Source organism: Pedobacter fastidiosus (genome assembly GCF_014306625.1).
Taxonomy (GTDB): domain Bacteria; phylum Bacteroidota; class Bacteroidia; order Sphingobacteriales; family Sphingobacteriaceae; genus Pedobacter; species Pedobacter fastidiosus.
The window spans coordinates 37,620-64,541 of sequence record NZ_JACRYL010000025.1 but is presented as its reverse complement, the minus strand read 5'-3'; the positions used below and the strand labels follow the sequence as shown (position 1 = coordinate 64,541).

22 protein-coding genes are annotated in these 26,922 nt (G+C 40.4%); 17 read left to right on the top strand and 5 right to left on the bottom strand.

The window, feature by feature from the left end; genetic code table 11:
- Positions 1-492: 492 nt before the first annotated feature.
- Positions 493-2,337, top strand: a complete 1,845-nt coding sequence (locus tag H7U22_RS20200) for a sensor histidine kinase (RefSeq protein WP_187073152.1) — start codon at positions 493-495, stop codon at positions 2,335-2,337.
- 220 nt (positions 2,338-2,557) lie between these two features.
- On the opposite strand, the gene H7U22_RS20195 is transcribed toward H7U22_RS20200, so the two are convergent.
- Complete coding sequence (locus H7U22_RS20195) at positions 2,558-2,968, bottom strand: hypothetical protein (RefSeq protein ID WP_187073151.1); 411 nt, start codon at positions 2,966-2,968, stop codon at positions 2,558-2,560.
- 132 nt (positions 2,969-3,100) lie between these two features.
- On the opposite strand from H7U22_RS20195, the gene H7U22_RS20190 reads away from it, so the two are divergent.
- From H7U22_RS20190 to H7U22_RS20180, 4 genes are all read left to right on the top strand, one after another.
- Positions 3,101-3,592, top strand: a complete 492-nt coding sequence (locus H7U22_RS20190; RefSeq protein WP_187073150.1) for a response regulator — start codon at positions 3,101-3,103, stop codon at positions 3,590-3,592.
- Between the two features lie 636 nt (positions 3,593-4,228).
- Positions 4,229-4,729: an RNA polymerase sigma factor gene (locus H7U22_RS20185; RefSeq protein ID WP_187073149.1), complete on the top strand. Its 501-nt coding sequence runs from the start codon at positions 4,229-4,231 to the stop codon at positions 4,727-4,729.
- Between the two features lie 1,758 nt (positions 4,730-6,487).
- Positions 6,488-6,619, top strand: coding sequence for a hypothetical protein (locus tag H7U22_RS23350; RefSeq protein WP_262890380.1), 132 nt, complete (start codon positions 6,488-6,490; stop codon positions 6,617-6,619).
- On the top strand, positions 6,616-8,181 hold the full coding sequence (locus H7U22_RS20180) for a recombinase family protein (RefSeq protein WP_187073148.1): 1,566 nt from the start codon (positions 6,616-6,618) through the stop codon (positions 8,179-8,181). Before H7U22_RS23350 ends, H7U22_RS20180 begins: the two co-directional genes overlap by 4 nt.
- Before the next feature lie 150 nt (positions 8,182-8,331).
- Here the strand turns inward: H7U22_RS20180 and H7U22_RS20175 are convergent, their stop codons facing one another.
- Both H7U22_RS20175 and H7U22_RS20170 read right to left on the bottom strand, forming a co-directional pair.
- Entirely contained in the window at positions 8,332-9,471 is a 1,140-nt protein-coding gene (locus tag H7U22_RS20175; RefSeq protein WP_187073147.1) for a hypothetical protein, read from the bottom strand.
- 21 nt (positions 9,472-9,492) lie between these two features.
- Entirely contained in the window at positions 9,493-10,386 is an 894-nt protein-coding gene (locus H7U22_RS20170; protein WP_187073146.1) for a TssN family type VI secretion system protein, read from the bottom strand.
- Positions 10,387-10,501: 115 nt separating this feature from the next.
- On the opposite strand from H7U22_RS20170, the gene H7U22_RS20165 reads away from it, so the two are divergent.
- Complete coding sequence (locus H7U22_RS20165) at positions 10,502-11,440, top strand: type VI secretion system baseplate subunit TssG (protein ID WP_187073145.1); 939 nt, start codon at positions 10,502-10,504, stop codon at positions 11,438-11,440.
- A gap of 21 nt (positions 11,441-11,461) precedes the next feature.
- On the opposite strand, the gene H7U22_RS20160 is transcribed toward H7U22_RS20165, so the two are convergent.
- A complete protein-coding gene (locus H7U22_RS20160) occupies positions 11,462-13,327 on the bottom strand; it encodes a type VI secretion system baseplate subunit TssF (RefSeq protein WP_187073144.1) in 1,866 nt (621 codons plus the stop codon).
- 25 nt (positions 13,328-13,352) lie between these two features.
- Entirely contained in the window at positions 13,353-13,787 is a 435-nt protein-coding gene (locus H7U22_RS20155; protein ID WP_187073143.1) for a GPW/gp25 family protein, read from the bottom strand.
- 174 nt (positions 13,788-13,961) lie between these two features.
- Here H7U22_RS20155 and tssO point away from each other — a divergent pair, with 174 nt between their 5' ends.
- The 11 genes from tssO (at position 13,962) to H7U22_RS20100 (ending at position 26,920) form a co-directional block, all read left to right on the top strand.
- Positions 13,962-14,483, top strand: a complete 522-nt coding sequence (gene tssO, locus H7U22_RS20150; RefSeq protein WP_187073142.1) for a type VI secretion system TssO — start codon at positions 13,962-13,964, stop codon at positions 14,481-14,483.
- Between the two features lie 9 nt (positions 14,484-14,492).
- Complete coding sequence (locus H7U22_RS20145) at positions 14,493-14,978, top strand: type VI secretion system transmembrane protein TssO (protein WP_187073141.1); 486 nt, start codon at positions 14,493-14,495, stop codon at positions 14,976-14,978.
- A 29-nt stretch (positions 14,979-15,007) separates the two neighbouring features.
- Positions 15,008-15,988: a PKD domain-containing protein gene (locus tag H7U22_RS20140; protein WP_187073140.1), complete on the top strand. Its 981-nt coding sequence runs from the start codon at positions 15,008-15,010 to the stop codon at positions 15,986-15,988.
- 42 nt (positions 15,989-16,030) lie between these two features.
- Positions 16,031-18,406 (top strand): type VI secretion system protein TssR, encoded by a 2,376-nt coding sequence (gene tssR / locus H7U22_RS20135; RefSeq protein WP_187073139.1) that lies wholly within the window; start codon positions 16,031-16,033, stop codon positions 18,404-18,406.
- 4 nt (positions 18,407-18,410) lie between these two features.
- Positions 18,411-20,921 carry an ATP-dependent Clp protease ATP-binding subunit gene (locus tag H7U22_RS20130; RefSeq protein WP_187073138.1) on the top strand — a complete coding sequence of 837 codons (2,511 nt, stop codon included), beginning with the start codon at positions 18,411-18,413 and terminating at the stop codon, positions 20,919-20,921.
- A 57-nt stretch (positions 20,922-20,978) separates the two neighbouring features.
- Positions 20,979-21,425: a hypothetical protein gene (locus H7U22_RS20125; RefSeq protein ID WP_187073137.1), complete on the top strand. Its 447-nt coding sequence runs from the start codon at positions 20,979-20,981 to the stop codon at positions 21,423-21,425.
- Between the two features lie 16 nt (positions 21,426-21,441).
- On the top strand, positions 21,442-22,830 hold the full coding sequence (locus tag H7U22_RS20120) for a DUF5458 family protein (protein WP_187073136.1): 1,389 nt from the start codon (positions 21,442-21,444) through the stop codon (positions 22,828-22,830).
- Positions 22,831-22,964: 134 nt separating this feature from the next.
- The gene (locus H7U22_RS20115) at positions 22,965-23,537 is read left to right on the top strand and encodes an NAD(P)H-dependent oxidoreductase (protein WP_187073135.1); all 573 of its coding nucleotides are present in this window, start codon (positions 22,965-22,967) and stop codon (positions 23,535-23,537) included.
- 317 nt (positions 23,538-23,854) lie between these two features.
- Complete coding sequence (gene tssD / locus H7U22_RS20110) at positions 23,855-24,250, top strand: type VI secretion system tube protein TssD (protein ID WP_187073134.1); 396 nt, start codon at positions 23,855-23,857, stop codon at positions 24,248-24,250.
- Between the two features lie 99 nt (positions 24,251-24,349).
- Entirely contained in the window at positions 24,350-24,745 is a 396-nt protein-coding gene (gene tssD / locus H7U22_RS20105; protein WP_187073133.1) for a type VI secretion system tube protein TssD, read from the top strand.
- Between the two features lie 336 nt (positions 24,746-25,081).
- On the top strand, positions 25,082-26,920 hold the full coding sequence (locus H7U22_RS20100) for a type VI secretion system Vgr family protein (RefSeq protein WP_187073132.1): 1,839 nt from the start codon (positions 25,082-25,084) through the stop codon (positions 26,918-26,920).
- Positions 26,921-26,922 lie beyond the last annotated feature (2 nt).

The following is a 26,922-nucleotide window of genomic DNA, read 5'->3' as shown; positions in this document are numbered from 1 at the left end:
CGAATGAGTTCATTGAAACCTTAAATTTAACGCCCGATTCTCTAGTTTTAAATGGCTAGTTTTTGGGGAGGGGCTCACACACACTGCAACAGCCTATTATTGGCTGCCTTAAAGAGATAGCCGTTTAATCTACAGTTCACATCAGGTACACAGAAGCACTTCCCCTATGCTGATCATGTAGGGATTCCCTATAAAGTACTCCAAATTGAAGGTTTGCTATTTATTTCCACTTGCGCTTTGATAGATAGGTTTGTCTGAACGTGTTTAAAACAGTTGAACTAAAACCATTTAAAGTTGGTGTTGCAGTTTAATAAATATTGGTTTCCGAGATTCCAACTTGCTCTATTCTTATGTGTCTGTGCATGTTTTGTGCAGTAGAAAATAAATTGATTTCGCCGTAATCGTGTAACGTTATCAAAGAGTATCTGGATGCTATAGAATATGGATTAACTAAATTGATAAATAATCGTAAATTCGCGAAACCTATTTCCTTTGTACAGACTACGCTCCTTATTAAGGGATAATTTCCGAACCCTCTTCGTTATCGTGTTTCTTGCGCTGGTATTTTTTTTCAGCAAGCAACATGGGTATATACTGTTTCATACCCTGGTGGAACTTTTCTCCATTGTTGTCGCTTTTGCAGTATTTATTGTTGCCTGGAATTCCCGCAATATGCAGGATAACAAATACCTGCACCTGGTTGGAATCTCTTATATTTTCATCGGTGCGCTCGATCTGCTGCACACCCTGACTTATAGGGGTATGAATATCATACCTGTCGAAGGCTTTCTAGCCAATCAGTTCTGGATCTCGACCCGTTTTTTGGAGGCCGTGACGCTGTTGATAGGGTTCATGCTCATTGAGCGGCGTAAAAGGGTCAGCACCGATCTCATTTTTATCTGTTATTTCTTTATTACCGGGCTCATCGTTTTCTCTATCCTCGTATGGCAGATATTCCCGGTTTGTTTTGTTGACGGGGTAGGGCAGACGCCGTTCAAGGTTTATGCAGAGTACATAGTGATAGCTATACTAATCCTTAGTGCAATATTGCTGATCAAAAAGCGAGCCCACTTCAGTAGGGCCGTCTACCAGTTACTGCTTGCATCCATTATATTTACGATTTTGAGTGAATGCTGTTTTGCCGTATATGTTTCCAATTTTGGTCTGGTGAATGAACTTGGCCATTATGGTAAGCTTATTGCATTCGCTCTTATCTATAAGGCCAACGTGGAGACTGGTTTCGTAAAGCCGACGAACCTTATCTTTAAAAACCTCAAGGATAACGAGGAGAAATACCGAACCCTTGCGGAGAATCTGCCCGGTCTGGTCCTTCGCTTTGATGAAGGCCTTGAATGTATCTATTCAAACAATATTGCTGCGCAAAAAGGGGAAATGCATGATGGAATTCCTGATCTGGTATTTGAAAGGGGAAACGGGCTTGAGCACCTGCTCAGTCCCAAACTTATTCTGGCAAAACAGACCCTGGTCATCCAGCATGCAAGTTATCATTATGGGGAGGGGGAGGCTGAACGTTCCTATTCCATTCAGGTAATTCCGGAATACGGGGCAGGGGAGTCCGGGCTGACGATTCTGGTGATCTGTCAGGATATCACCGCACTCCAGAAGAGCGAAAGCCAGCTGAAGTTGCTGAACCAGACAAAGGATAAGCTCTTTTCTGTGATTGCCCACGACCTAAAGAACCCATTTACCGCGCTGCTATCCTATAGTGAGCTCATTGCCAAAAACTCGGAACGTCTGGATCGGGGGAAGATCGGTGATATGGCCCAGCGTATAAATAGTTCGGCCAAACAGGCCTATACGCTTTTGGAAAATCTTCTTCACTGGTCCAGGGTCCAGAGCGGGCTATTAAAAGCCGTGCCCGAAGTTGTGCGGGTCTCTGGACTTCTGGCTGATTCATGCAATGTCTGCGAGGCGCAGGCACAGGCAAAGAATATAAGGCTTGAGGTTAGTTCCCCACCGGAACTGACGTTATTTGCGGATTATCAAATGTCCGCTACCATACTTCGAAACCTGATATCCAATGCCATCAAATTCAGTTTTCCCGGTAGCGATGTGCGCCTTTTCGCCGAGCAGATCAACAATTATATCCGGATAGCAGTGGTAGATAAGGGGACCGGGATTGCCAGGGAGCACAAAGACAGCCTCCTTGATCTTACCAATACTTTCTCTTCCCCGGGAACTGCTTATGAAGCCGGTACGGGACTGGGTCTTGTTCTCTGCCGGGAATTTGCCGAGCTCAACGGGGGACATATATATCTTGAAAGCGAGATGGGTGTTGGTACGAGCTTTTTCCTAGTACTTCCCTGCCCGCGCTAACCGTAAGCACGATGACACTTTACTTAAGATAAATTTGAGCGAGTCTTTCTTTGTAATTGGCAAAGACCAATTCTTTGAAATTAAATCCTATTATTTTTCCGCATCTATGGTAAATTTCGGTATCTGGAGGTTATATATAATAAAAATCCCGACACATCCAGCTTGGGATGGGAATTGATAGGTGGTAACGTTTTAAGGTAGATAGGCGCTCTATAGGATGTCAAGCTTGGGCGGTCAAAAACCCATCGATGGCCTCTTTAAGGATTTTGGGGATATTTGAAACAGAACTATTGGTGAGATGATGCTGAGCTGAGTTGAATTTTTCGATATAAGTCCCAGTCTGTCCATTATATTTGAGGTAGCCTTCCTCAAAGAACCGCTCTGCAATTTCACCTGAGAAATCCTGTGAGCGGAGGGTCAATTTTCTGACACGTGCACGTTTTTCTTCAATTGTTATCCAGGAGATTTTATGTCCGCTGTTTCGATCATTTGCGTCCGCTTTAAACCTTACCTCCAAAACAGAAATACTTTTTCCCTCTAAAAAATGCAAATATTCTACAGGTTCTAACATCATCAAATAGAAAACAAACTTCAAAAAACGTTCCAAAGATAGGAGGTTTTCGGTATGCATGATGTCCTGTTTAACTTAAATATTGTACTAGGCATTCATAAGCAGAGGTGGCTTCAATTGAACAGCGCAAAATCAAAGCGAACTAAATCAATGTAGCTGTTTTGATGAACGAGCTGGGATATCAGTCCCAGAATGTTGGAAAGCGAGTTTGTATTGCACGGAATGCGGGTTATCGCCAAAAATATGAAAACAATTTTGTTGTTAATCAGGTTTGTTAAAGGACTACTGTCGGTGCCAGCGTATGCGCTATTAGATCAAATGAAGAAAACAATCTGTGTCCTGGAGGATAGCCAGGAAATTCTTGATATTATTTCTATCGTTCTAGAAGAGGAGAATTATGATGTACGGGGCTTTGGAACAGTTTCCGAATTTCTTTCCAAATTTGCCTCATTTGAACCTGTTATCTGCCTGCTTGATGTAATGCTACCTGATGGAAGCGGACTCGAGGTCTGCAACATTATTAAAAAGTCTGTACAGACCCAGCATATTCCCGTGGTGATCATGACCGCAAATTCGGGAATGGACAAAATGAAAGATACCTGTGAAGCGGATGATTTTATCTCCAAGCCTTTTGATATTGATGACCTCTCCCGTAGGATCAATCTGCTTGCGCATAAAAATTGATACTCTTACAGAACGGGTCCAACTTTCTAGCCATTAGCCGTTAAACTACAGCAATTTTGGAGATGTGGTCGTGATAGTTTGGTAGTGTAATCCATAATAAATCCGATTTCGGTCCAATTTTCCCAACTGTCATTTTCTATGGGATTGCCAGTCCAAAAAATGCCCGGTATCTCTAGTTATCAATATGTTCTGATGATCAACTTTGACGAAACATTGTATCTAAGGATTTCCTAACAACATATAACCATAGCATTCTCAACACTTCTAATCCGCAATTATCGGGAGCTGGTTTTCGAAGCTTGAACCGATAATAGTCCCCATCCCGGAAAATAATGGCTCGATGGTTTTTGAAAAATCAAGAATATCGAAATCCCAACATTAGATTCGCCGAAAATGAGGATGCTCAGCCAATAGGTCGGTATTAACATTTGAATATAAATGCCTCTGTAATATCGAGCAATAATCGAATTAGCTCAATCAAGTGCATATTTTTTTAATTTTCGAACTAAGTGCTACCAATTATCAAATTTGTTACAAAATCCGCAAACCAAAGGGGAAAAATAGCGTTTGAAATTTATTGAATTGTTTATGGTACAAATTAAAAAGAGTGGCTGCAGGCTGCAATGATTAGATATTATGAACCAAATAGATTTTACACAGGCTGCCAAGCAGGTTCAGCCACAGCTCTATTCACACGCACTCCATTTCACAAGGGACGAAGACGATGCCAAGGATCTTCTTCAGGAAACACTTATAAAAGGGATCAGGTTTTGTCACCGGTTTGATAATGGTACAAATTTAAAGGGATGGCTCTATGTGATCATGAAGAATACGTTTTATAACAGTGTCATAAAATCAAAGCGAAGGAGCGAGGTTATATCTGATGAAGACTTGGAGAGTCCCAACCTAATTCTCTCGTCGACCAAAAATGCATCCGAGGGCAAATTTGCAATCGAAGATATAAATAAGGCACTGGAGGCTCTGCGGCCCGGACATAGAATCGCTTTTCAGAGGTATTTTGAAGGGTATAAATATGAAGAAATAGCTGGTGAACTGAATATTCCCTTAGGTACGGTAAAAACTTATATTTTTCAGGCCAGGAGTGAGCTGAAAAAGTATCTGAAAATGTACAGATAGTGATACCCAATTTGCTGTGTACGACTTTTAAAAACATCGATCGAAGGATATGTCTGTTTTTTAAGCTCGGAACGGGGGCACTATCCAAGAAGTAGAAAATCGCGGCTGCTTCCAAACGGTAAATAGACTATCACGGAGTGGAAATTCCAAAAGGTAATCTTCATAAAAATCTATGTATCGCAAAATAATAGTATGGATTCACATTACCTATAGTCAGAGGGCTCATTTAGATTTGTAGTTCCTAAACATTTGAATTACAATTTATATTATTTTTTGAATTGCTTTATGTTTTCATTAGCACACAGTTTGCATATAAATTGAAGTTCTTACTATAATAATTAATTTTATACAAGTTATCCGGTTTATTTTTATCCTCAATATAATATGAAAACTACTTTCGGTAATCTTCCAAAAGAGGTTGAAAAAATTCATGAAAAGTTGGACAAATAAATCAACTGCTGTTAGCTAAAGAAAATTTTAAAGATGAGAGCGCTAAGCAGTTTTTAAACATCAACCAAGCAGCTACAATGCTAACACTTACGGTTAATACTATTTATAGCAAAGTTCATAATAGACATGTCCCTTATTACAAGTAGGGAAAACGTCTTTATTTGTCTAGATCAGATCTAAGTAAATGGATTGATTCAACTCGATAGTTTACAACAACCGAAATTCAGGAAGGTTGTGAAGATTTATTCATAAACAAACACAAAAGAAAAGCAAACTGAAGATTTTGAAACGCCTCATTTTGGAAATTTTGAAAGATTACGATACTTTACTAAATTGTAATCATCAGAAATCGTTATTATCCATTTCTTTAGTGCCAATTTCATCAACCTATCAAGCTCATCTACTCTGGCATTCCAGTGTGTAGTTCTACGATTCTTTTTCAATCAGCAATAAATTTGTTACTAATTCGAGCCATTGCCGAACCCCGATGTGTCAAGGTCTCAAAGACTTTTTACCTATTTTTTTGCTTTTAAGATTTGTTTTCTCATAATTTTTTTTGCAACTTGATTGATCATTTGGGTTCGATGTTGCCCCGCCTCGTACACCAATTTTTCGGCAAAAGGCAGGTATTCAAGAATTTCTTGGCTTCAATGTATAAATCGGAGTAGGTTGGCCCCGTCGCAACGGCCATAGCTGGGTTGCAAATGTTTTAATTCTACATATTCGTAAATTGTCGAGAAAGAGCCAAGTGGATTGTTCTGGCGACCGTGCATTTTTTGCTATCCACTGAAGAATAAATATTGTTATTAGAATTATTAATCTTTGCCAAGTTTTTGTGTTCTAAAATCTTAGTACAAGGGTTACCACTTTTCCGGAAAACAAGATTTTTAAATGAATCCCTTGCCTTTTAGGTCATCAACGATTGGCCCAAGTACCTGTAAGAAGGCACTTAAGTGTTCAAAGTAATCCTCAGATAGGGTAGTAAGTTTTGTATGGATAAAATAAGCGCATCTGGTCAAAATCAAAATATAGTTTTCAAGACGCTACGTAATTAGAAATCGCATAGCTTTTATATGTGTTGTCCATTATCTTTTCGTGGCTACATCTCATTGACGTGCCAAACACAAATAAATAGCTTCTATTAATCTAAGTTTTAGAAGGTGAAAAATATAAAAAATTAAGTTGAGTTCAACTCGGATGTTATCCATAATTTAGCTGCTCACGTTAGTGATATGTAACTATTCTGTGCATTCTTCAATATGTTTCAGGCTTAATGAAATTATCATGAGAAATCTGAAAATTGAAAAGATGAAACCAGAAAAATTAGTTGAAATGCTTAAAAAAAAGGATGTGGAAATGTCGATAACTCGTGCAAGAGAAGTCTTGGATTTGCTATATGTATTAGCTATTTTGGAAGTTGAGCAAGCACTAAAAAAATGATTACAGCAGATTTATACATAAGAGTTAGTACAGACGAGCAGGCAGATAAGGGGTATTCTCAGAGAAACCAGGAAGAAGTCTTACAGCGTTATTGCTTCTCCAGAGATATTGCTGTTAGGAAGGTTGTCTATGAAGACCAGTCAGCGAAAACTTTCATTCGGCCTGCTTGGCAAAAATTACTTACTGAGATAAAGAAAAAGCGTGGACAAAGCGATCTTGTTCTCTTTACCAAATGGGATAGGTTTTCCCGAAATGCAGGAGATGCATATCAGATGATTAAGCTTTTATCTGATTACGGCGTAGAACCCCAAGCCATAGAACAACCTTTGGATATTACCATTCCTGAAAATAAAATGATGCTAGCATTTTATCTGGCTGCTCCGGAGGTGGAGAATGATAGAAGGGCACTCAATACGTTTCACGGCATGAGAAGGGCAAGAAAGGAAGGGCGATGGATGGGGCCCGCACCAATCGGCTATGCAAATAAAGTGACAGAGGAGGGCAGAAAATATATCTGTCCGGTCGAACCACAAGCCTCTCTGATGAGGTGGGTCTATGAAGAATTATCGACGGGCAAGTGGTACATAGATCAAATTTGGAAAGAAGCATTTGATAAGGGGTTAAAAACTGGGCGGAAGAATTTTTGGCAGGTGATACGCAATCCTATCTATTGCGGTAGGATCCCGATTGCTAAATTTAAAGATGAAGAGGCGCATACAGTAAAAGGTCAACATGAGGGAATAGTCTCTGAAGCTATTTTTTATAAAGCCATGGATGTTCTGGATGGACGTAACAAACCTAAGAAAACAACGATTGCTTCTTTAGAAATGTTGCCATTGAGGGGCTTTCTAATTTGCCCAAAATGCGGTTACATGCTTTCTGGAAGTGCCTCTAAAGGGTCCAAAAAGCATTATCACTATTACCACTGCTTTTCCAAATGTGGAATAAGATATAATGCGGAAAAAGTTAAGGGCCTCTTTATTAAAGAATTAGAAAAATACTCTATCGATCCAGTCCTTAACGAAGCTTATTGCACGATTTTAAAACAAGTTTACCAGGCGATTGCTGGAGAAGATAACGACCAGATATGGAATGTGAAAAAACAATTGGAAGAGTTTAATCTAAGAATCACAAAAGCAAGAGATAAGATGCTTAATGATGTAATTCTTGATTTCGAATACAGAAAAATAAAATCTGAATGTGAGAAAAATATATCAATTTTAGAAGGAAAATTAATTGATTTATCTCGTGGAAAAGAGAATGTCGGCGATTTAATTGGAAAAGCAACCAAAATGATAACTAACCTGTCAGAAACCTATTTAAACGCAGATTCTGAAGGAAAACGGCGAATAATTAGTTCGATTTACCCTCAAAATCTCACTTTTGATGGGGTACAACATCGAACTATTCGAATGAATGAGGCAATCCGCGTTCTAGGTGCTTTAAAGACGGTTTTCGAGGGCAAAAAAAAGGGGCAAATCAAACAAAAATTTGATTTGCCCACTATGGTAGCGGGGAATGGGACCGAACTTCGGAACTGCCAGAGAAATAGCTTCACTTAGTTATTTGTTCACCCTGCCCACCGTTTTATAGTCATTAGTTTGTTCTTAGGTTTTTTGCTCTTGCTAAGCTCCATCAAGATTCATTTCCTCAGGCCTGGGTTAAGGTGCATATATGCGCAATAGAAAACTCAGGCTTAAGCTTTAGACCGGCTAATCAAGCAGTGTCCAGGTTTTTCGGGCCTGTACCTGCTGAACGACCTGTTGCTCGGCGACCACAATATTTTCCTTGCGCTGGCCAATGTACTCCAGGCCACTGAGTTTGTTCCACAGCGCTGCCAGTACTTTTATGAACTCACTGGCCATAACCATACTGTTGTTGATTTGTTTATGGTCGTAAACCAGTTCGATGGTTTTGGCCAAAAGTTCTTCAAAGTTGCCGGGGGTTACGTCTTTCCATTCATAGAAATATTTCAGTAGTTCCTCCCTTTCGCGGGGATCAATAAGTTTGATCGCTGTAAAAAAAATATGTGCCAAACTGGAAAAATACCCTATTAAAATAACCGGCGATTCGCGGTGTGCCAGATTTCTATAGGCATAAAACAAGCCTGCAATATAATCTGCAATCTTCTCAGAGATGGAGCGAATGTTTTTTCCCAAAGGCGTAACGTTATCCCGACCGCCTGTTTTATCAATAATTTTAAAAGCAGATAACTGCAATTCATTCAATAGAACACTGAAAGATTCGTAGTATCTTATTAATGCTGGATGACTTGTTATCGTTGTGCTAGGTGGAATATAGTTGTTGTTTATGCTCAACCTGCCATTTTCATAATACACCTGGCCAATGGTGAGGAAATAGCTGTCTACGGTATTTGAACCGAGCTCACTCTCCGGCAAAACGGAAATAGAATAAGATTTGGCTAACTCTGGATATCTGATCGGATTTTCCTCTGGATTAGGTGTGCCAGCAGGTATGCGGTTAAATGGATTAACAACCAGTAAAATAAGATAGTTTTTAGGTTCTGACTGCCCAAAGTAATGATTGTGTACCAATGAATCCATATTGTCAGACTGCTCTATATCGATATGGCAACCCTCAGGGGTAACCGCGTTACAATATTTTACCCTAACTTCAATATGGTTGGTTGCTTTTTCTAAAATCTCGATGTCGTGCGAACTTTTGTAACCCGCAAATGGAGGCAGAAATCCATAATTGTAGTTGTTTATATTCAGTGAAACCGCATTCCTAACAAAATCCTGTAGGTAGAGGTCGCTCAATGTAAAATGGTCACTGGAAAGCTTCATGCCATTAACCCAATTAATGGATTTATATTTGAGTGGCTTGATCATGGTTGTGTTTTTAATTATAGATTAGACAAAGATAGCACTTTCTCCTACTTCGTTAGGCTTATTCGCATTTTCTGATACGCGTTTTGCGTAAATGGTCATTTTTTCGGTAATGCCGTTTTCTATGATGTCGAGATCTGGATCTATGAAAATATTACGTTTGAAAAATGAAGTTCTGATAAAGAAGATCCACTTATAATTGTCCTGATCGCTGCCTTTGAATTCGACAGGACTTCTGGCGAATTTTAGGTTATAATCATCAATAAACTTATGAAACCAAATTCCAAAATTCATGTTTTCCACAGCTTTGACCTTCACCTTGAGCGGCTCAGGATCGGTGCTTTTCTTGTATAATTCGAGTTCCAGCACCAATAATCTGTTGAAGTCTACATGATCCATATTGATCTCGAGCGGGGTTTCTGGATACTTCCAGATCTTGAAGATTTCTGATGGTATGCCCAATAGGGAAACATAGGCCCACCAAAAAATAAGCGGCACGAAAAAGCAGGCAATACTGCCCGCTCCAAACCATCCAAAATGGACCGAACTTAACCAGTTGAAAGCAAGCTGGAACAAATAAACGGCCAAAATGGCGGAAACTAAAGTGGAGAAAAAGATAAAAACCTTGCGTTCAAGCAAATCTTTTGCATAATATTTTGTGAGCAGATATACGAATGTTGTGCCCATTAAAATATAGAAGATACAACAGATGATGTAACCCCATGGCATAAAATTAAAGTTGAGAAAACCCAAAAAACCCGGAATTGCCAAAATTATGCCGATCAGCAGAACACTTACGATCAGTTTTTTGTTGCTCAAAAACTGGTTTTTCTTGTTTAGAACGGAGAGTACGGCTGAAGATACCAGAAAGATCAGTGGGAATAAGAGGTAGCGGATAAAAAATGATTGAACGTCCATTAATTTCATTGATGAGATATATTGCAAATATAGTATCTTTAATATTTGATTATAATCCTTATTTTGCTTGAAAATAAAATTTAATCTATAACAAAAATGTAAGCTTAAAGTTTAAATGAAAAAAGAAATTTTGATTAATAACGAACTCTTTACAGATTATAAGGCAACAGCAAAGGCAGCCGATTTAATTGAGCGCAATGTAATTGATGCGGATCAGATTGAGGTTGTTCCCATCGGGCCGGACAAGCGGGCATTTGCAAAAGATATCGAAACCTCCAAAATTTACTATTCAGAAAACAGAAGGCATAACCGCATACGGATAGATACCAATAGGGAGGGTTTATATGACATGCTTCCCGAAGGTCTTTTTCATAGGCCGCCTACGGGCAGCGCTGGCATGGATGAGGAATCGATGATCAAGGACATAAGGGAAAGAAGAGAAGAGGAAAAACAGGCTAGATTGTTTTTTACACCCTTTGATGCCGAGATCAACCATGTTAGGATTATGACTGAGCTTTATGAAAATAAACTCGACAAAAAAACCACCTATTCGGATTTAAGCCGGATATTCGAATTTGGATGGGAAGAATTTAACCTTCTGAATAAAGAGCAGAGTATTATATGGATGCATCTTTTGCCTGAAATCCAGCAAAAAAGAAATGATATCGATTTTGCCTCAAATGTACTTAAAGCGCTGTTCAACTTGCCAATTGCTGTGGTAAACGCCACCGCTCAGCTTACAGGTATTAAAATTGAAGATAGCATGCAGATGAACCTGGGAAGGAGTGCTTTGGGCATTGATACCATTATTGGGGATAGATTTATGCCTGAGCATGAGTCTTTTAACATTAACATCGGGCCAAATTCTCCCGAAGAACTAATTAAATTTATTCCCGGTGAAAAAAACAGGGAAATCTTGGATATGGCTGTCAGCTATCTATTCCCTGTTGATGCGGAGCTTAATGTGGAGCTTTTAACCGCACCCGATTTTCAGGAAACACTGTTGAGCGAAATAGGGGGCAGTGCCTTCCTAGGTTATACGGCTTACATCTAAGGATCTATTCAAGCTATCCCGTTAGCCCATTAAATAAACAGAATCCTTTAACATCATTCGATAGTGCACGTTCATTGTACTGCGCAACTTTAGTTTGGACAGGGTGAGGGCTAATAATTCAGTCCAATCTGCTCTGGTCAGCTTAAGATTATCTGCTGGTTCAATGACAATATCCGTTGTTTTGATAAACCCCGCATTTGGCTTGTTATCCATCATAATACCTTTGACAAGTGTGATGCTTTTAAGCTTTTGGCCGAGTTCGTAACGACAAAAATTAGTTACGTCCGCTTTACTTATTACACGATCTGCCGTGGTTAATCCATATTTATAAGCTTGTACCCTGTTGGCCGCATTCAGCTTTGACCGACCTCCTTTAGACTGGCTCAGCAGAAAGATACTTTCTGGATTAACCTTGTTGTTGCCATAAACGACTAGGCGGCTGCCCGCATTGATGTGGTTGGCTTCTTCTGCCTGTGTAACCCAGATGTCCAAAAATAAAATATCAGCATCATCGATCGGCCTCAATACAATATAGCTTGGCAAATCTTTGATGTCCTTTAGTGCAGATCGGTTTTTTTGTTCGATCAGTGCAATGTTCTGTTCAAGATTTTTAAGCATTGTGTTTAAAAAATCAGGGCCGTATACAGAAAAAGCCGCTTTCTCATCTCTTAGCAGTTCAAATAGATAATCTACCAGTTCTTTGGCATTTCTGGTGTCGAAACGTTCTGTTCCTCCATACCGTATGGAGAAAGACCCATCGCCTTTTTCGTTCTCGTTGGTATAGGGAATTTCATTATAGCTTTTTCCCTTATTGTCTTTAAGATTTTCTACAGCAAGCATTTGGTCAAATGCCTCTGTTTTTATCGGCACTACATTATTCATTGTTTTAAGCCGATGCTTGATCTGACTTAGTCTTTTATTGACAACCGGAAATGCATTGATGTGAATGTGAAGCTCATTTAGCATTTCCTGAGTGATGGCTGCAGGGAAAATCACCTTCAACCATTTTATTTCTCCGCCAATACGATCCAGATCGGCCTGTTGAAAAAGATCGGAAAAGTCATAAGGCATTTCCTTATGCTCACCGATATTAAAATCGTTCAAATCGGCAAGGGTAATAAATCTGTTGCTGTAAAACTGCAGCACGTCGGCCTTGATCAGGTTTAAAAGTTGCTTATGATGAAATGGCGCCTCAATTTTGCCTGTCAGAGGCTCGTCCATAAATCTTTCGGTGTAAGCTACAAGTTCATTATCCTTGTAAAACCATTTCCCCAAAGCTAAAAGATCATAGGTATTTTCGGGAACGGAATAATTTTTCCAATCGAAAAACAGACTGAGCTTGTTGAAGTCCATCCAGTTTTTTATCCCTTCAAATCCGATATAAATCGTATTCTGAGCGATTGAAAACCCGGGAAGCGTATTTAGAGCAGGCTGTCTGCCGAACTTTTCTACGGCAAAAAGGTTTGTTCCGGTGGCTATGTATTTCACCGATGCATTAAGCACCTTTACTGCGTGCAATGGGCTGAAAAAAATGTCTGTTTTCTTTACGATATCGTTCTCCAGCTGCAAATCTTTCTTAAAGGCAAATTGATGATAAGGCGAAAGATAATCCTCATCTTCTGTCGGTCTGGCGTGCATTATGGCATGGGCAGGTAATGACGAGGTCAAATGATCGGGTGCAAGGATACGACTGATCTTGTCGAAGATTCTATTTTCGAGATTTTTTACATCATTTGCCACATTGAAGAGTTCGTTACTGAGGGCTTCAATGATCAGTTTCACTAATGGATCGAAATCATTGCTGTCTTTGATGTTCCAGAAATCTTCTGCATTCTTTAATATTCTATTGCGGATCTCATCTTTTGATGAATAAAATACTGGTTTCATGTGTAGTGTATTTGGGGCGTTTTATTTATGTTGATAAGGGACTGAGGAATAAAGCGGTATTGAAAAAATATTTTTCACCTGTGGTTTTTATTAGTGCCCTAACACTGATGTCTACCTTTTTTTTGATCTCCGTAATCTTGCGTAAGGGATAGACGTTTTCTACTTCTGTTATGTGTATATGTACTGATGTACCGTAGATTCGGAACTCATGATCCGTAATGGACTTTAGAAGCGATTTACGGAATTTTTCCTCCCAAATGCTCTCACTTACAATTAATTCAAAATCCAGGTCCCATATTTCGCATCCGAAATTGTTATGGTACCGATGTTCACCATATCGTGTGAAAATTATAAGCTCAATGTGATTCGAGATTGATTTTCCCAGATCAGTTGCCTGAAGACCAGCACCCGAAAGAACGGAGTTTAATCTGAAGGGTTTGTTGAAAAATTTTTCAGACATAGAGGTTTGGCTTAAAGTTTGATAAAAGTAATTTAAATAAATCGTTTAAGTAACCAAACAACGAATATTAAAAATTGTTATTGTAGAATGTTGATTTGACACGGTTGTGTGGTTTTAGTGAGGTTGATTGTCGAATTAATTATTAGACCAGTACTATGTGAACCATTACAACCTATGAAACCCATTAACGCCATCGAAATTAGAAGTTCCTATATTAGGTTCATCTTGAACTTTGTTTTTTTAACGCTTTTCTCCCTTGTCTGCATCTATCTCTTTTTTGCAGCTTCTGACTTTGAATATACCCTGCTCGATAAAAAAGTAAAAGAAAGCGAAAAACTTTCTTACTTGAGAAAGGACATCAACACCAATTTTGATCTCATTCTGGTCCGATTTAAGGAACTCGCCCAATATCGTGACTATAATGCCAATGAGATGAGCAAACAGGGCATTTTGCTCAATGATATCCAAACTTCCAATAACAGGATCAAAGATCTTATCTCCAAAAAACCGGAGGTTAGTGCCAGCTTCGATCTGTATGAAAAAATAAACAATAACGTGGGTGCGATGGCCGATTTACAGGATTCACTTATAAAATCCAGAGGCGATATCCAAAGATATAAAGAACAGATTAATGATTGCCAACGTGCAAATCAATCTGCGGCCAATAAGATAAGGAATGGCAGATATGGCCGATAATTAAGCATTATGATAAAATTAAGTATAAAAGAAAGGCGTGAACAGTTCATGTTTTTTGTGGCGCTATTTATTTTAACCATCGGGCTTTTAAGCTTTGGGATTTTCTACAGTGGCCAGTCGCGTTACGAGATTTCAAAAGCGGACCTTGAGGTGAAGATTAACGAGAATGAAGCTTTCGAGAATATGGTTAAGGAAACGATGCCTACAGTTGATACCACTTTCAAACAGATTACCCGTTATAACCCAAACGTACAGGCAGTTTTTTTGAAAAATGATATTCAACTTTCGCTGGGTTCGATCCGAGCCGCGTTTGACCGTAAAGCATCCGATTCCCGATATAAGATTTTTGTGCAAACTGCACAGTTGTACGACCGGCTATTTTACGATAGGCAGGAACAAAACAGAAACATTTCAGATATAGAGTTGCATAAAAGACAACTGGACGACTGCATTACCAACAGGCGCCAGTTACAGCAAACAATTTCTGCAAGATAAAACCCAAAAACCCATCAAAAACGCTACCTATGTCCGAAACCAACACCAAGCAGATCAGCTCAAATTCGCAGGGATATGTTATACTTTACATCCTATTGGCTGTACTGCTGTTAACAGGTCTTATTTTTTTGTTTAAAAGTTCATTGTTCGAAAAACGTGCAATTGATGCAAGGATTCTCAAAGACGAAATTTATTTAAATGAAAATCTGGTATTTACAGACAATACCCCCAAAGCCTCAAAATGGCTGTGGGAATTTGGCAATGGTGCAAAAGCCACTACAAAAACAGGGGCTTACCACTACACCAAACCCGATACCTACATTGTGCGCTTGACTGTTGATGGCGAACTCCGCCAGGAATTCCCAATAACGGTAAGAGACACGGTCAAGGCAGCCGCTGTAGACAGTGTGCTAACCATTAGTGGCCCAACTGCTGGACTGGTCAACGAAGAAATCAGACTTGAAGGCGATGGGGAAGGCAAAGATTTTGAATGGTCATTTGGCGAGACCGGCCGGGTGGATGTTAAAGGAAAAACAGCTTTGTATACATATCGGGCACCGGGAAAATATGTTGTACGCCTCCGATCAGATAAAAGCAGGAAACCTGCCTATCTAACGGTTTTGATTACCGATCCAAATGCCGAGATCGTGGAAGATCTGGTTGCACCCGGAGATGGGGAAAGAAAAACGATCGATGATATCAGAGCCAGGTTACAGGCAATAGCCAACGGTGCCGATTTTAATTCAAATTATTATTACCTTATCCGCAAGTACATGTGCAACAACGAGAAGGTAACTGTCAATGTAGAAATGAACGGTAAGAAAAAACAGACCGATATATATTCATACTGCATGGGGCTGACATTTGGAGGCGAAATTGCTGTAGATGAAGCGCAGTTAACCATCAAGCCAAACTCAAGCTGTGCCAGTTTACTGAACATTAAGCAGCATTCGGGAGCTGCTCAACCTGCTGCGGCAACTTCGGCAGAAACACCGGCAAAAACAAGATAGATTAACATTTCAACCTAATTCTAAAGCTCATCTACACTTACTATGAAAAAATATTATGCGTTAACCATCCTGTTTTTGGGAATATCGTCTGCCTTTGCTCAGTCGCCCGCTTCATTTGGGAAAAAAGTTAAATATATGCCCAGGTCTTACGAAAGGCCGGCAGAAACCATCAACATTAATGAGAACACCAGCAGCAGCAGCTTGCCCTGGATTGTATTCTCAGATCGTGAGGATAATTACACCACAACCTCGCCCGGTGGAAGCCTGATGATGAAAAAAATTAGCTTTATGGAGCCATTTTATGTCTCAAAGGAAGAAAACGGCTATCTAAAGCTGATCAAATACAAAGCTGGAATGATCAGGGGAAGAAAGATCAACGATAAAAAAAGCGCAATTAGCTATGGATGGATTTCAAAATCCAAGTTGCTTCTTTGGCAACGGGCTTTCTCCAACCAAAAAACAGGTTATGCAGAAAAGGCGATTGGAATTGTTAACGGAAAAAATCCGCTCACCGAGCCAAAGTTTTATTTTGACACGACAGATTCCATTCTAGTTTACAGCACGCCCGAACTTAAAGACAGAAGAACCAAGGTAAGACTTCATGAGATTGCGTATATTTACAAAAAATCTGAGGATGAAAAAAAATACCTGATCGGTTCCGACGACCAGTTATTTGCAGATTCTGCCCGGAAAAGTGTTTATGGATGGGTCTCGGCCGAAACCATACACAGTTGGGGAGACCGGTTATACATCACCTCGATCAGACCTGGCAATTACGATCTTGATGATTCAACAGCTACAGCCATAAAGAATGGAATGCAAAAAGGAACTCCATTTGTTGTTGACCCATTATTACCGGCAGAAAATGTGATTTTGAGAAGCCTCCCTGTGATTTCAGAAAACGAAGGCAATTTAGCTGTAGGTGTTGCTACTGATGTATATAATAAAACAGACAATAAAATACTGACCATTAATGGGTCTGCACTTTCTTATCAGGATTATCTAGCGCTCCGTAAAAATAAAACGAAGATCAATGTGGTTTTTGTGGTTGACGGCGGAAGTTCGATGACCAAATATTTTTCGGGTATGACCAATACGATCGCCTCATTTGAAAACATTATGGGCGATTTTGGAAAGGGTACCAGAGTAAGTTACGGAGGAGTAGTTTACAGAGGTGATGAGGGTTGTCCGATAAAAGGAATTCTGTCCAGTCCGATCCAGAATGATTACCGTCAGCTGATGACCTTTTTATCAAACGAGGCCAAAAATACCGTTAAGTGCAATGGCGTGATTGCCGAAGAGCCTGTATTTAGTGCAGTTAAGGCAGGATTGAATCTTTTTAAGGCAAAGAAGAATGAAACCAATCTTCTTATTCTGGTAGGCAGTACCGGAAATGCCGGAGGTACCAATAATTACCTTATCAATGAATTGAGCGAGCAGGTAGCGCTTGCGGATGCCAGAATCTTAGCCTTGCAGGTCTACAGCGATTATAATCCGGCTTTCAACGATTTTGTAATCCAGTCCCGAAAACTAGTGTCTGAATCTGCCATTCGCGCTGCGGAGTACAGAAAAAACACAATGGTAAAGGGCGAGGGGCTAAAAAGCTTTCAACCTTACAATACAAGCCTTCAAGATTCGATTTCCTATTACCTAGATTATCCCAATAATAGTTTGATTCAGGGTGGGGTGGTTTTCCCAACTAAGGGAACGGTAAACTCAAACCAGAGTATGACCATTTCGCTACGCCGTTTTGTCAAAGAGACCAATTTAGATATTTACAACCAGATCAGCTCATTGGACAGTGCATTCCGCTTAACAGGTATTTCACGCAAAAATCTTTCTGAGCATGTAGAGAGTTTGCTGCCTCAGCCTGTAGGTGCCGAAGTGGCTGACCGTATGCCTCACAATTCATTCAAATATTACAGTACTGCAAGTCTCCCCGCTGGCCTGATCATCAAAAATCGATCGGTACTTCAATATGCAATCGTGCTCAACAACATGGAATATAGGCAGATTACAGATGTGTTTTCAATCATGCTTGGGCAGAATCTGCAGGCCGATCAATCTTCTTTCCGGGGTAAGCTGGTTAAAAATTATGTGAGGTTGCCAAAACAGCTTCTGGGCATGAGGGTATCATCGAGCGAAATTAGATCGATGAGCCTGGCCAATTATTTAAAGTTGGTTACCGGACTTCCCTTGAACAATGAGTTTCTTAGCCAATATACGGTTGGTGATCTGAATAACGCATCAAAAATGCCTTTGGACCAGTTCGAAAACTACATCAAATTGCTTGGTCAGTCTGTCCAGCAGATCAAAAGAGCCACTCAGATCGAGCAACAATTTGTTTCTAATGGCAAGTTGTATTACTACATCACCGAAGAGAACTTTAATCCGGCAGTTACACCGAAAATAAATTAGGCACATGGCAGTTACAAATTTAAGCGAATCGGTAAAGATCGCACTGCATATTGCCCAGTCATTGGCAAAAGAGTACAGGAACGAAATGTTTTCCGCTGCGCATCTACTCAAAGGGCTCATGCATAAGGATGTGGGCTTAAGGTCTTTCATTACCTCCATCGGTAAGGATGAGGAATACATCAGCGAATGGGCTGAGGTTAGGATCGATGAACAGCAAAAAGCTTCGGGTTATAGCGACACTGTTACCGGTGCACCTGAAATTGCCGTCATTTTTGAAGAGGCAGACAACGTACGCATCAAACTCGGCCTGGATCTGATCACGCCGATATGCGTGCTGACCGCACTGGCAAAACCCGGCATTGGTTTTCAGGTAGATCAGTTAAAATCTTTTCCAATAAGGGAAAAGGAGATTTTAGAGCTGTACGTAAAGGATGAAGAAATTGCCAGAGCAGTTGCTCCAGAACAGCATTCAGCTGATGGCGGACACAAAACGACAGGCAACGCACTCTATAAATATTGTGTGGACAGGCTGCAGATGGTCAGGGACGGCAAAACCGATCCGATAATCGGACGTGACAGGGAAACCAGGATGATGATGGAAATTCTCTGCCGCAGAACCAAGCCAAACGTAATCCTTACGGGTGATGCTGGAGTAGGGAAAACTGCTCTAGTGGATGGTTTCGCAATCGATGTAGTTAACCAGGCGGTACCGGACAGCCTTAAATCCGTTCAGCTTTTTGAACTTGATCTGGGATCATTAATCGCTGGCGCATCCTATAAGGGGGAAATTGAAGACCGGTTGAAAAATATTATAAAGGAAATCAAACAGTTCGACAAGGCAGTGCTTTTTATCGATGAGATCCATACCCTGTTGGATAGCAAAGGCCCGTTGGGCGCTGGTATTGGCAACTTGTTGAAACCCGAGCTCGCGAGAGGGGAAATAACGGTAATCGGTGCAACAACAATCGATGAATACCGCAAGATTATTGAGCCGGAACAGGCATTCAGCAGACGCTTTGAAGTGCTTCAGGTCAATGAGCCAAATGAGGAGAGCACCATCAAAATGCTGCAAAAGCTGGCCGTGAAATACGAAGCCCACCATGGGCTGAGCATTGAGCCGGAGGCACTGGACGAATGCGTACGTTTGGCAAAGCGTTACATGAAAGATAGAAGGCTTCCAGATTCTGCATTTGACCTTTTAGACCGCACAATGGCGGCTATGAAAATGATGAACGATACTTCCGATCTGGTTATAGAAAGCTTAGAGGCTGATCTTGAAGTGCTGAAAACAGATGGATCGGAGAAAGATCAGTTCGGGGATTACAAATGGCTTTACTCACTGGTACAGAACAAACTCAGCCCAGTGCTGCTTGGAAGGTTAACGGATGAAACGCAAACCGATGCATTCGAAACCGCCGAAGAATATCATAGCTATATTCAACAGAGTCTCGCTGAACTCAAAACCTTTGCACTGGAAAAAAGTGACTGCATCACCAAACAGGACATTGCTTCGATTGTGGCCTATAAAACAGGCATTCCAATGGGTAAATTGCAGGCTGGGGAGAAGGAGAAGTTGCTAAACATGGAGCAATATCTAAAAAAACGTGTAGTTGGTCAGGATCAAGCTTTAAAAGCCGTTTCGGATGCCATTCTGGAATCACGCAGCGGGCTCAACAAAAAAGGGCAACCCATTGGATCGTTTTTTTTACTGGGACCAACCGGAACCGGTAAGACCGAACTGGCGAAATCGATTGCGGAGTTTTTGTTCAACGATGAAAAAGCCATGATCAGGTTTGATATGTCGGAATTCAAGGAAGAGCACAGTGCTGCTCTTTTATATGGTGCCCCCCCCGGTTATGTGGGCTATGAAGAAGGAGGATTGCTGGTGAACAAAATCAGGCAGCAACCTTATTCTGTTCTATTGTTCGATGAAATCGAAAAGGCACACCCTTCCGTCTTCGATACTTTCCTGCAGATTCTCGATGAGGGCCATATGCACGACCGGTTGGGCAAAGAAGGTGATTTCAGCAACTCACTTATTCTTTTCACCTCCAACATCGGAAGTGAATGGATTGCAGAACAGATCGGAAAAGGTATTGTCCCAGTTTCCAATCAGCTCATGGAAGTAATGTCCGGACATTTCCGTCCCGAGTTTCTGGCCAGAATCTCCGAAATCGTTCCATTTGCCCCGATCAATGAAAGCAACGTTGTAAGGATTTTCGAAATCCAGCTCAACAGCCTGATCCAGTCTCTGAGCAGATTGGGTATCGAATTCGAAATCGCGGACGATGCCAAGAAAATGATTGCATTGGATGGGTTTACACCAAAGTACGGTGCAAGACAGTTATCGGCCATCATCCGGAATTTACTGCGACGGCCCATCTCCAAATACATCATTTCGGGAGCACTCAAAAAAGGCTCGAAGATAAAGGTTGGCATAGAATCGGGTTCGGATCAACTGAAATGGCAAATCATTCAGCCAGAAATTGCAACATTGGAACAAAAATTGAGTTAAAACGTTAACTACTATATTTATAAGACTAAAATAACCCAAAACCTAAAACAGCATATTATGTTTAATTATGAAATTGGCGGCAACGAGCGAAAAATCGATACCTCAGAAGCCTTTGCAGAAATTGCCCACAACAAAACGCTATTTGTACAGAAATTGACTGAAAACGAACCCATCAAGCCAGAAAAGGTAGAGGGTCTAAAAACAGTAAGAGAGGTCTTCGGACATTATAAACCAAATGTTAAAGTAGCTTTCGAAAAGGAGGACGGATCTACCGTTGGAGAAACCATCAGCTTTAATGATCTAAGTGATTTTGGAGTAAAAAATATCATCAACCAAAGTGCCTACCTAACCAATGTAAACATTGAGCGTGAGATGTCCCTTAATGTAATCAAGCAACTGAAATCCAATAAGACCTTAAAGGCTACACTGGACGATGAAGAAACCAAGTCTGCATTCATCAGCGCTCTGAAGAATTTCGTAGATGAATTGGAGCAAAATAAATAATTAAACGCCTAGAAAGATGTCAAATCCCCAAGAACTAAAATCAGACCAAAATACTTCCCAAACTGGCTTCAAACCAGCTGAGGGCAAAAACATAGACAAAACATCCCTTAAGGACAATCTGGAAAAACTGGCAAGAGTTGGCGGTTTCGACCTGCTCGAAGCGACCGTAGATGGTCTTCAGAACCTTAATCCTGAAAGAAAAGCCAGAAAGCAGATCTTTTTGACTGGAGATGAAAAAAAGAAGGAGCGAGAAGAGCTTAAAAAGAAAATTCAGCTTTGGATCGATGTGCTCGAATCTTCTACATCAGTTGCCGATATGGTCGAAAAAAGCACACAAAAACTCACTTCTGCCGAAGAAAACCTGAACAAAAATATTGGTACTGCTTTAGAGAGTACTAGAGATTTGGAACAGGCTTACCGGTCCGTTCACTTATTTTATAAAAACACAGAATCCGATAAGCTCAAAAACGTGGTGCTCTTAAATGCCTCTATGGATCAGATCAAAGATTTGGACAATCCACGGTTTATCGAATATGTTGATGATGAGCTAAAACAGAATTATGACCGCTTGGATCTTCGCAATAACTATTCTCTAATGGTTGTTCCCGGTTATATGGGATCAAACAAAGTGCTGGAAAGATGGGGTAAGATTGCGCACAACAATAAAGCGATGCTGGTGACCGATTTTGCAGATCTCGATCAACCTGATGATGTACTTGACTTGTTCACCGCTGCAAACTTTACCGGAGCTGATGCTTTTAGATCAAATGTAATCATGACCTGCAACTGGTTGGTGGGGCGTGGAAAAGTGGCCGAAGTTGGTGAAGAGGATGATTTGACGGTTCCGGGATCAGCAGCACTTGCCGGTAAAATGTACTACACGCTCATGTCGCAGGTTACTGCTGGCAAGAAACATGGTGCAATAAACGAAGTAGACGGAGTTAAATTTGACCTAAAGAAAAGTGAGATCTCTCATCTGGAAAGGGTTGGTCTGGTACCAATGGTAAATGAATACGGCAAGGTGATGGCCTTCTCTGCGAAAACCCTTTTCAATGGTGACAATGTTGGACTGCAGACCTATTCGGTGGTTCGCGTATTTGATTACATTACCAAAGTACTTTTCGATTTCCTAAACAGAAGAGCGTTCGAAAACTGGACTTCCCAAACTGAAAAGGACTTGAGAGGACAGATCGTTAAGTTTTTAGACGGTATACAGGGTGCTGACCGTCTGATCGAACGGTTTAAGATTATGCGATTCGAGCGTGATGAACAGCAAAAAGACAGAATTCACCTGGATATCAACATCACACCTTATTTTCCGGCAAAAAGTTTTGTGGTTAAACTGGATGGTCATAAAGGGGAGGACGAGAGTACAACTTGGGCCTCAGAATACAATCAGCAATAAAGCGCATATTCTACTTATAAAACAAAAACCTGACCGTACCGGTCAGGTTTTTTTAGTTCTATATACTTTGAGTTAACAAAATCTTTATAGTTTTGTAACACATCTACCGCCTCAAAAGCTAATACCAAACAATAATGAAGCAAGTACTTATCCTGAATGGGGATATAGAAAAGACGGTATCCACAGGTTTTTTGATCAATGCATACAGAAGTGGCGCAGAAAGTGCTGGAGCAACTGTGCGGGAAATAGCCATTATCGATTTGATTTTCAATCCAAACAGGCTTTTCAACAACAGACAGATTGCAGAACTTGAACCTGATCTTCAAAAAGCCTTGAATGCCATTAGGCAAAGCAATCATGTTGTACTTTTTTGTCCGGTATATGTAGACCATATTCCAACAAAGATCAAAGGTTTTTTTGACCGTTTGTTCATGCCGGACCAGATTTTCAGTACGCAGCAACAGAACATCAACAATAATTTCAGTGGCAAATCCGGTCGGATTGTCTCCATCCTCGATGAGGCGACATTTAAGGACTGGAAAGCCAATAAGAAAACGACGTATCTCTCCATAAAAAAAAATACCTTCGAAAAATGCCGGATCAGTCCGGTGCTGACCAATACCATCGGCGAACTGCATTCCCTTGAAAACCATTACAGCCAGAAGTGGGTAACGAAGATGGAAAAATTTGGACTGCAGTTGATCTAGATCAGATGTCTGTTTTGTGGAGCTAGCACTGTAGTAAAAAGCGACACTCTGCCCGTGTTTTCCACACATTCCAAAAAGCTCTCTTTTAATCAAATGGATAATATATTTTTTTTTGAAAAAATAAACTGTGCTTATCCGCCAGAATATGCTTTGTGATTTTATTCTGGCAGGTTTTTACCTATGGATAAGCTTAATAGTCTATGGTTGTTTTGCTTTATCTACCTGTGGCTCCTGATATTTGGCTTGATATTTGGTTTAACTTCTACGAGCAGCGGAGGCTGCAAAAATCCAATTTTTAACCTTTAAATTTTAAAACTATGGCTTTCAAAGCTAGATTAAATTTTTCGGGCAAGGAGTACGATGTACTTCACTGCGCCTATGCGTTAAACCGCGATGTAGATGCTAAGGGAAGACCTTCTTCCGGAGTCTACGGTGGCACCATCGATGTTGAGATAGAATCGACAGAAGATACCTCAATAATTGAGGCGATGGTAAACAATCAATACAAACCCATTACCGGAACCCTTCTGATCAAGAAATCTGAGGAAGATGCCAAAATGAAAGAGGTCAGTTTTGAGGATGGCTACATTGTTAAATATTCTGAAGGAATAAACATTGTGGGCGATCATCCCATGACACTCAAGTTTCAGATCTCTGCGAGAGAGCTAAAACTTGGAAATGCAGTACATGTTAACGATTGGCCGAAGGCATAATCGGGTAACAGAGATGTAGAAGTCGGTTTAGCGACCTATATTCCTCAGACTGTAAAAACTTCAAAATTATAATTCTTTCAATCTTTAAAAAAAATTATCATGGCATTTAAAACCAGATTAACAATGGGCTCAAAAGAATTTGATGTCCTACAATGCAGCTTTTCATTAAACAGAGACGTAGACGCAAAAGGCCGTCCATCATCAGGTGTATACGGTGGTACAATCAACATAGAAATCGAATCTACAGAAGATACATCTGTAATCGAATCAATGGTGAACAATCAATATAAGCCACAGTCTGGAACGATTGTCTTCAAAAAAGGCGAAGAGGATTCCAAGATGAAGGAACTGAGCTTCGAAGATGGTTATATTATTCAGTATAACGAGGGTATAGCGGTAAACGATAATACTCCAATGACATTGAGTTTTGTTGTATCTGCTCGCTCGCTAAAACTTGGCAATGCGCATCATGAAAACGATTGGCCAAAAGCATAGTTATCAACATAATTAAACTGAAGCGACCGGTTTATATCGGTCGCTTTTAGTTCAGTCATTTTTTATCTACCTAAAAACTCTAAAATTAATGCTTCATGCCTGTGGCCATCTCCACAATGCAATCTCAACTAAAGCTCAATTATGCCCAACCAATACAAATATATTGTAGTAAAAACCGATTACCGCCACGGTAAGATGTTTGGTTCGGCAGCCACACAAAAAATTAGTCATTACACGCCACTTATAAAAATAAATTCGTTTTATTGAGAAGGGCATGCATTAAAACTCGCTAACCAGATTTAGCTTAGGGTAATTTTGTGATCAAGATTAATCAATATGGAAAAGAAACTTACTACAGAAATCAATATAGAGGATAAAGCAATTACCCATTTTGCTTCCTTCACCCTCAAGCAAGCTTTTAACGAACATCACTATTTTGAACTGCGTTTTAACCACGACCAAATGGGAGCGCCTGGACTGATCAGTTTGGATAATAGCCGTGATTTTGTGGGCAAAACCCTAACCGCGTCTTTCGGACACTCCCCTGAAGGGATGCAGAACTTTGTAGGACTGGTTTCGAAAGTAGAGTTATCTCAAAGTCATGGTTATCATGGTGTTTTAATTGTGAGTGGTTATAGTCCAACTATTCTAATTGATCGCGGACCAGACCTTGGTTCTTATTTAGATAAAGATCTGAATGAGATTGTAAAATTGGCCACGAAAGATACACCGGCCAACGATCTAAAAGTGGTAGCCAATGCCTCCAGAACTTCACCCATCGATTATATAATCCAATATAGGGAAAGCGATTTTGCGTTTCTAAACAGGCTTTCGGCAGAATATCATGAGTGGTTTTTCTACGATGGTAAGCAACTTAATTTTGGTAAGCCCGAACAGCAGGCAGATATCTCTCTTTTTTATGGGCGGGATGTGCATGAAATGCAGTACGCTATGGAAATTGCCCCAATCAAAAATAAAAGATTTTCTTATAACCCTAAGCAGAACGAAATGCTGCTTAGCGAAAGTACGGGAAAAGTGGAGGGTACGCCTGATCTGAGCCATGCGATAAAAGCTTCAAATCTGACCTACAGCAAGACCTTTAACCAGCCTTCGCTGATTAGGGTAGACAATAGTAACGACATCAAAGAACTGGTAGATAATGAGGAGAAGGCAAATACCAGTGAGTTATTGAAAGTAACCGCAAAAGGTGATAACGCTGCGCTCCGCATTGGTGATATTGCCGAGATTACGATGAGCCTGCGGAAAGAACTGTCCTTTACCTCTGAGAGTTTGGGTAAATTTCTGATCACGAGCATCCATCACTATATAGATGAAAATGGTAAATACCACAATACTTTTGAAGGTAAAATATCGACTACAGAGCGCTTGTTGGTTAAAAAATTCGAAAAGCCACAGTCTGATATGCAACTGGCTGATGTGATTGATAATAATGATCCACAGGGACAGGGCCGTATAAAAGTGAAGTTTAAGTGGGAGTGTCTTACTAACGATGTGACTGAATGGTTGCGTGTGGTGAGCCCAAGTGCTGGTAATGGTGAAAGGGGAACCAACCGCGGATATTTTGCTGTACCCGAAATTGATGATCAGGTGATGATTGCCTTTGAAGAAGGAAACATCGCCCGTCCAGTGGTTATGGGAAGCGTTTACCACAGTTCTAGTGTAGATAGCAGTCCGTTGATTAAAAACCACCTTAAGAGTATCATCACCCGAAGCGGGCATTTACTGGAGTTTGATGATAGCGAAGGCACACAAGGGATCAAACTGACCGATATACACCAGAATATTATCTACATAGATACCAAAGGCAATAATATTACCATTACTGCTCTGGAGAACATGACTTTGAACTGCAAAAACATGCAAATTAATGTTGGAGAAAATATGGATGTTCAGGTGGGACAGAATCAATCGACCAATGCAGGTAAGGATATTGCCGCTACGGCCGGTAATAATTATTCCTTAAGTGCTGTTGGCGATGTTTCTGAAACATCCAACAACCGAACCGAACTTGTGACAAAAGATTTTAAAAGAACAGCCGACACCTCAAACGAAATTGCCTCAGAAATCAGCATGTTTAGTGCAAAGGAAAATATGACCATGCAAAGCGGCAAAATTGTAGAACTTAACAGTGCAGAAAAATCCAATCTATTCTAGCC

Excerpts from the sequence above, each read along its gene's own strand:
- H7U22_RS20195 (WP_187073151.1), bottom strand. The coding sequence starts at position 2,968 with ATGCATACCGAAAACCTCCTATCTTTGGAACGTTTTTTGAAGTTTGTT.
- H7U22_RS20190 (WP_187073150.1), top strand. The coding sequence starts at position 3,101 with ATGTTGGAAAGCGAGTTTGTATTGCACGGAATGCGGGTTATCGCCAAA.
- H7U22_RS20185 (WP_187073149.1), top strand. The coding sequence starts at position 4,229 with ATGAACCAAATAGATTTTACACAGGCTGCCAAGCAGGTTCAGCCACAG.
- H7U22_RS23350 (WP_262890380.1), top strand. The coding sequence starts at position 6,488 with ATGAAACCAGAAAAATTAGTTGAAATGCTTAAAAAAAAGGATGTGGAA.
- H7U22_RS20180 (WP_187073148.1), top strand. The coding sequence starts at position 6,616 with ATGATTACAGCAGATTTATACATAAGAGTTAGTACAGACGAGCAGGCA.
- H7U22_RS20175 (WP_187073147.1), bottom strand. The coding sequence starts at position 9,471 with ATGATCAAGCCACTCAAATATAAATCCATTAATTGGGTTAATGGCATG.
- H7U22_RS20170 (WP_187073146.1), bottom strand. The coding sequence starts at position 10,386 with ATGGACGTTCAATCATTTTTTATCCGCTACCTCTTATTCCCACTGATC.
- H7U22_RS20165 (WP_187073145.1), top strand. The coding sequence starts at position 10,502 with ATGAAAAAAGAAATTTTGATTAATAACGAACTCTTTACAGATTATAAG.
- H7U22_RS20160 (WP_187073144.1), bottom strand. The coding sequence starts at position 13,327 with ATGAAACCAGTATTTTATTCATCAAAAGATGAGATCCGCAATAGAATA.
- H7U22_RS20155 (WP_187073143.1), bottom strand. The coding sequence starts at position 13,787 with ATGTCTGAAAAATTTTTCAACAAACCCTTCAGATTAAACTCCGTTCTT.
- tssO (WP_187073142.1), top strand. The coding sequence starts at position 13,962 with ATGAAACCCATTAACGCCATCGAAATTAGAAGTTCCTATATTAGGTTC.
- H7U22_RS20145 (WP_187073141.1), top strand. The coding sequence starts at position 14,493 with ATGATAAAATTAAGTATAAAAGAAAGGCGTGAACAGTTCATGTTTTTT.
- H7U22_RS20140 (WP_187073140.1), top strand. The coding sequence starts at position 15,008 with ATGTCCGAAACCAACACCAAGCAGATCAGCTCAAATTCGCAGGGATAT.
- tssR (WP_187073139.1), top strand. The coding sequence starts at position 16,031 with ATGAAAAAATATTATGCGTTAACCATCCTGTTTTTGGGAATATCGTCT.
- H7U22_RS20130 (WP_187073138.1), top strand. The coding sequence starts at position 18,411 with ATGGCAGTTACAAATTTAAGCGAATCGGTAAAGATCGCACTGCATATT.
- H7U22_RS20125 (WP_187073137.1), top strand. The coding sequence starts at position 20,979 with ATGTTTAATTATGAAATTGGCGGCAACGAGCGAAAAATCGATACCTCA.
- H7U22_RS20120 (WP_187073136.1), top strand. The coding sequence starts at position 21,442 with ATGTCAAATCCCCAAGAACTAAAATCAGACCAAAATACTTCCCAAACT.
- H7U22_RS20115 (WP_187073135.1), top strand. The coding sequence starts at position 22,965 with ATGAAGCAAGTACTTATCCTGAATGGGGATATAGAAAAGACGGTATCC.
- tssD (WP_187073134.1), top strand. The coding sequence starts at position 23,855 with ATGGCTTTCAAAGCTAGATTAAATTTTTCGGGCAAGGAGTACGATGTA.
- tssD (WP_187073133.1), top strand. The coding sequence starts at position 24,350 with ATGGCATTTAAAACCAGATTAACAATGGGCTCAAAAGAATTTGATGTC.
- H7U22_RS20100 (WP_187073132.1), top strand. The coding sequence starts at position 25,082 with ATGGAAAAGAAACTTACTACAGAAATCAATATAGAGGATAAAGCAATT.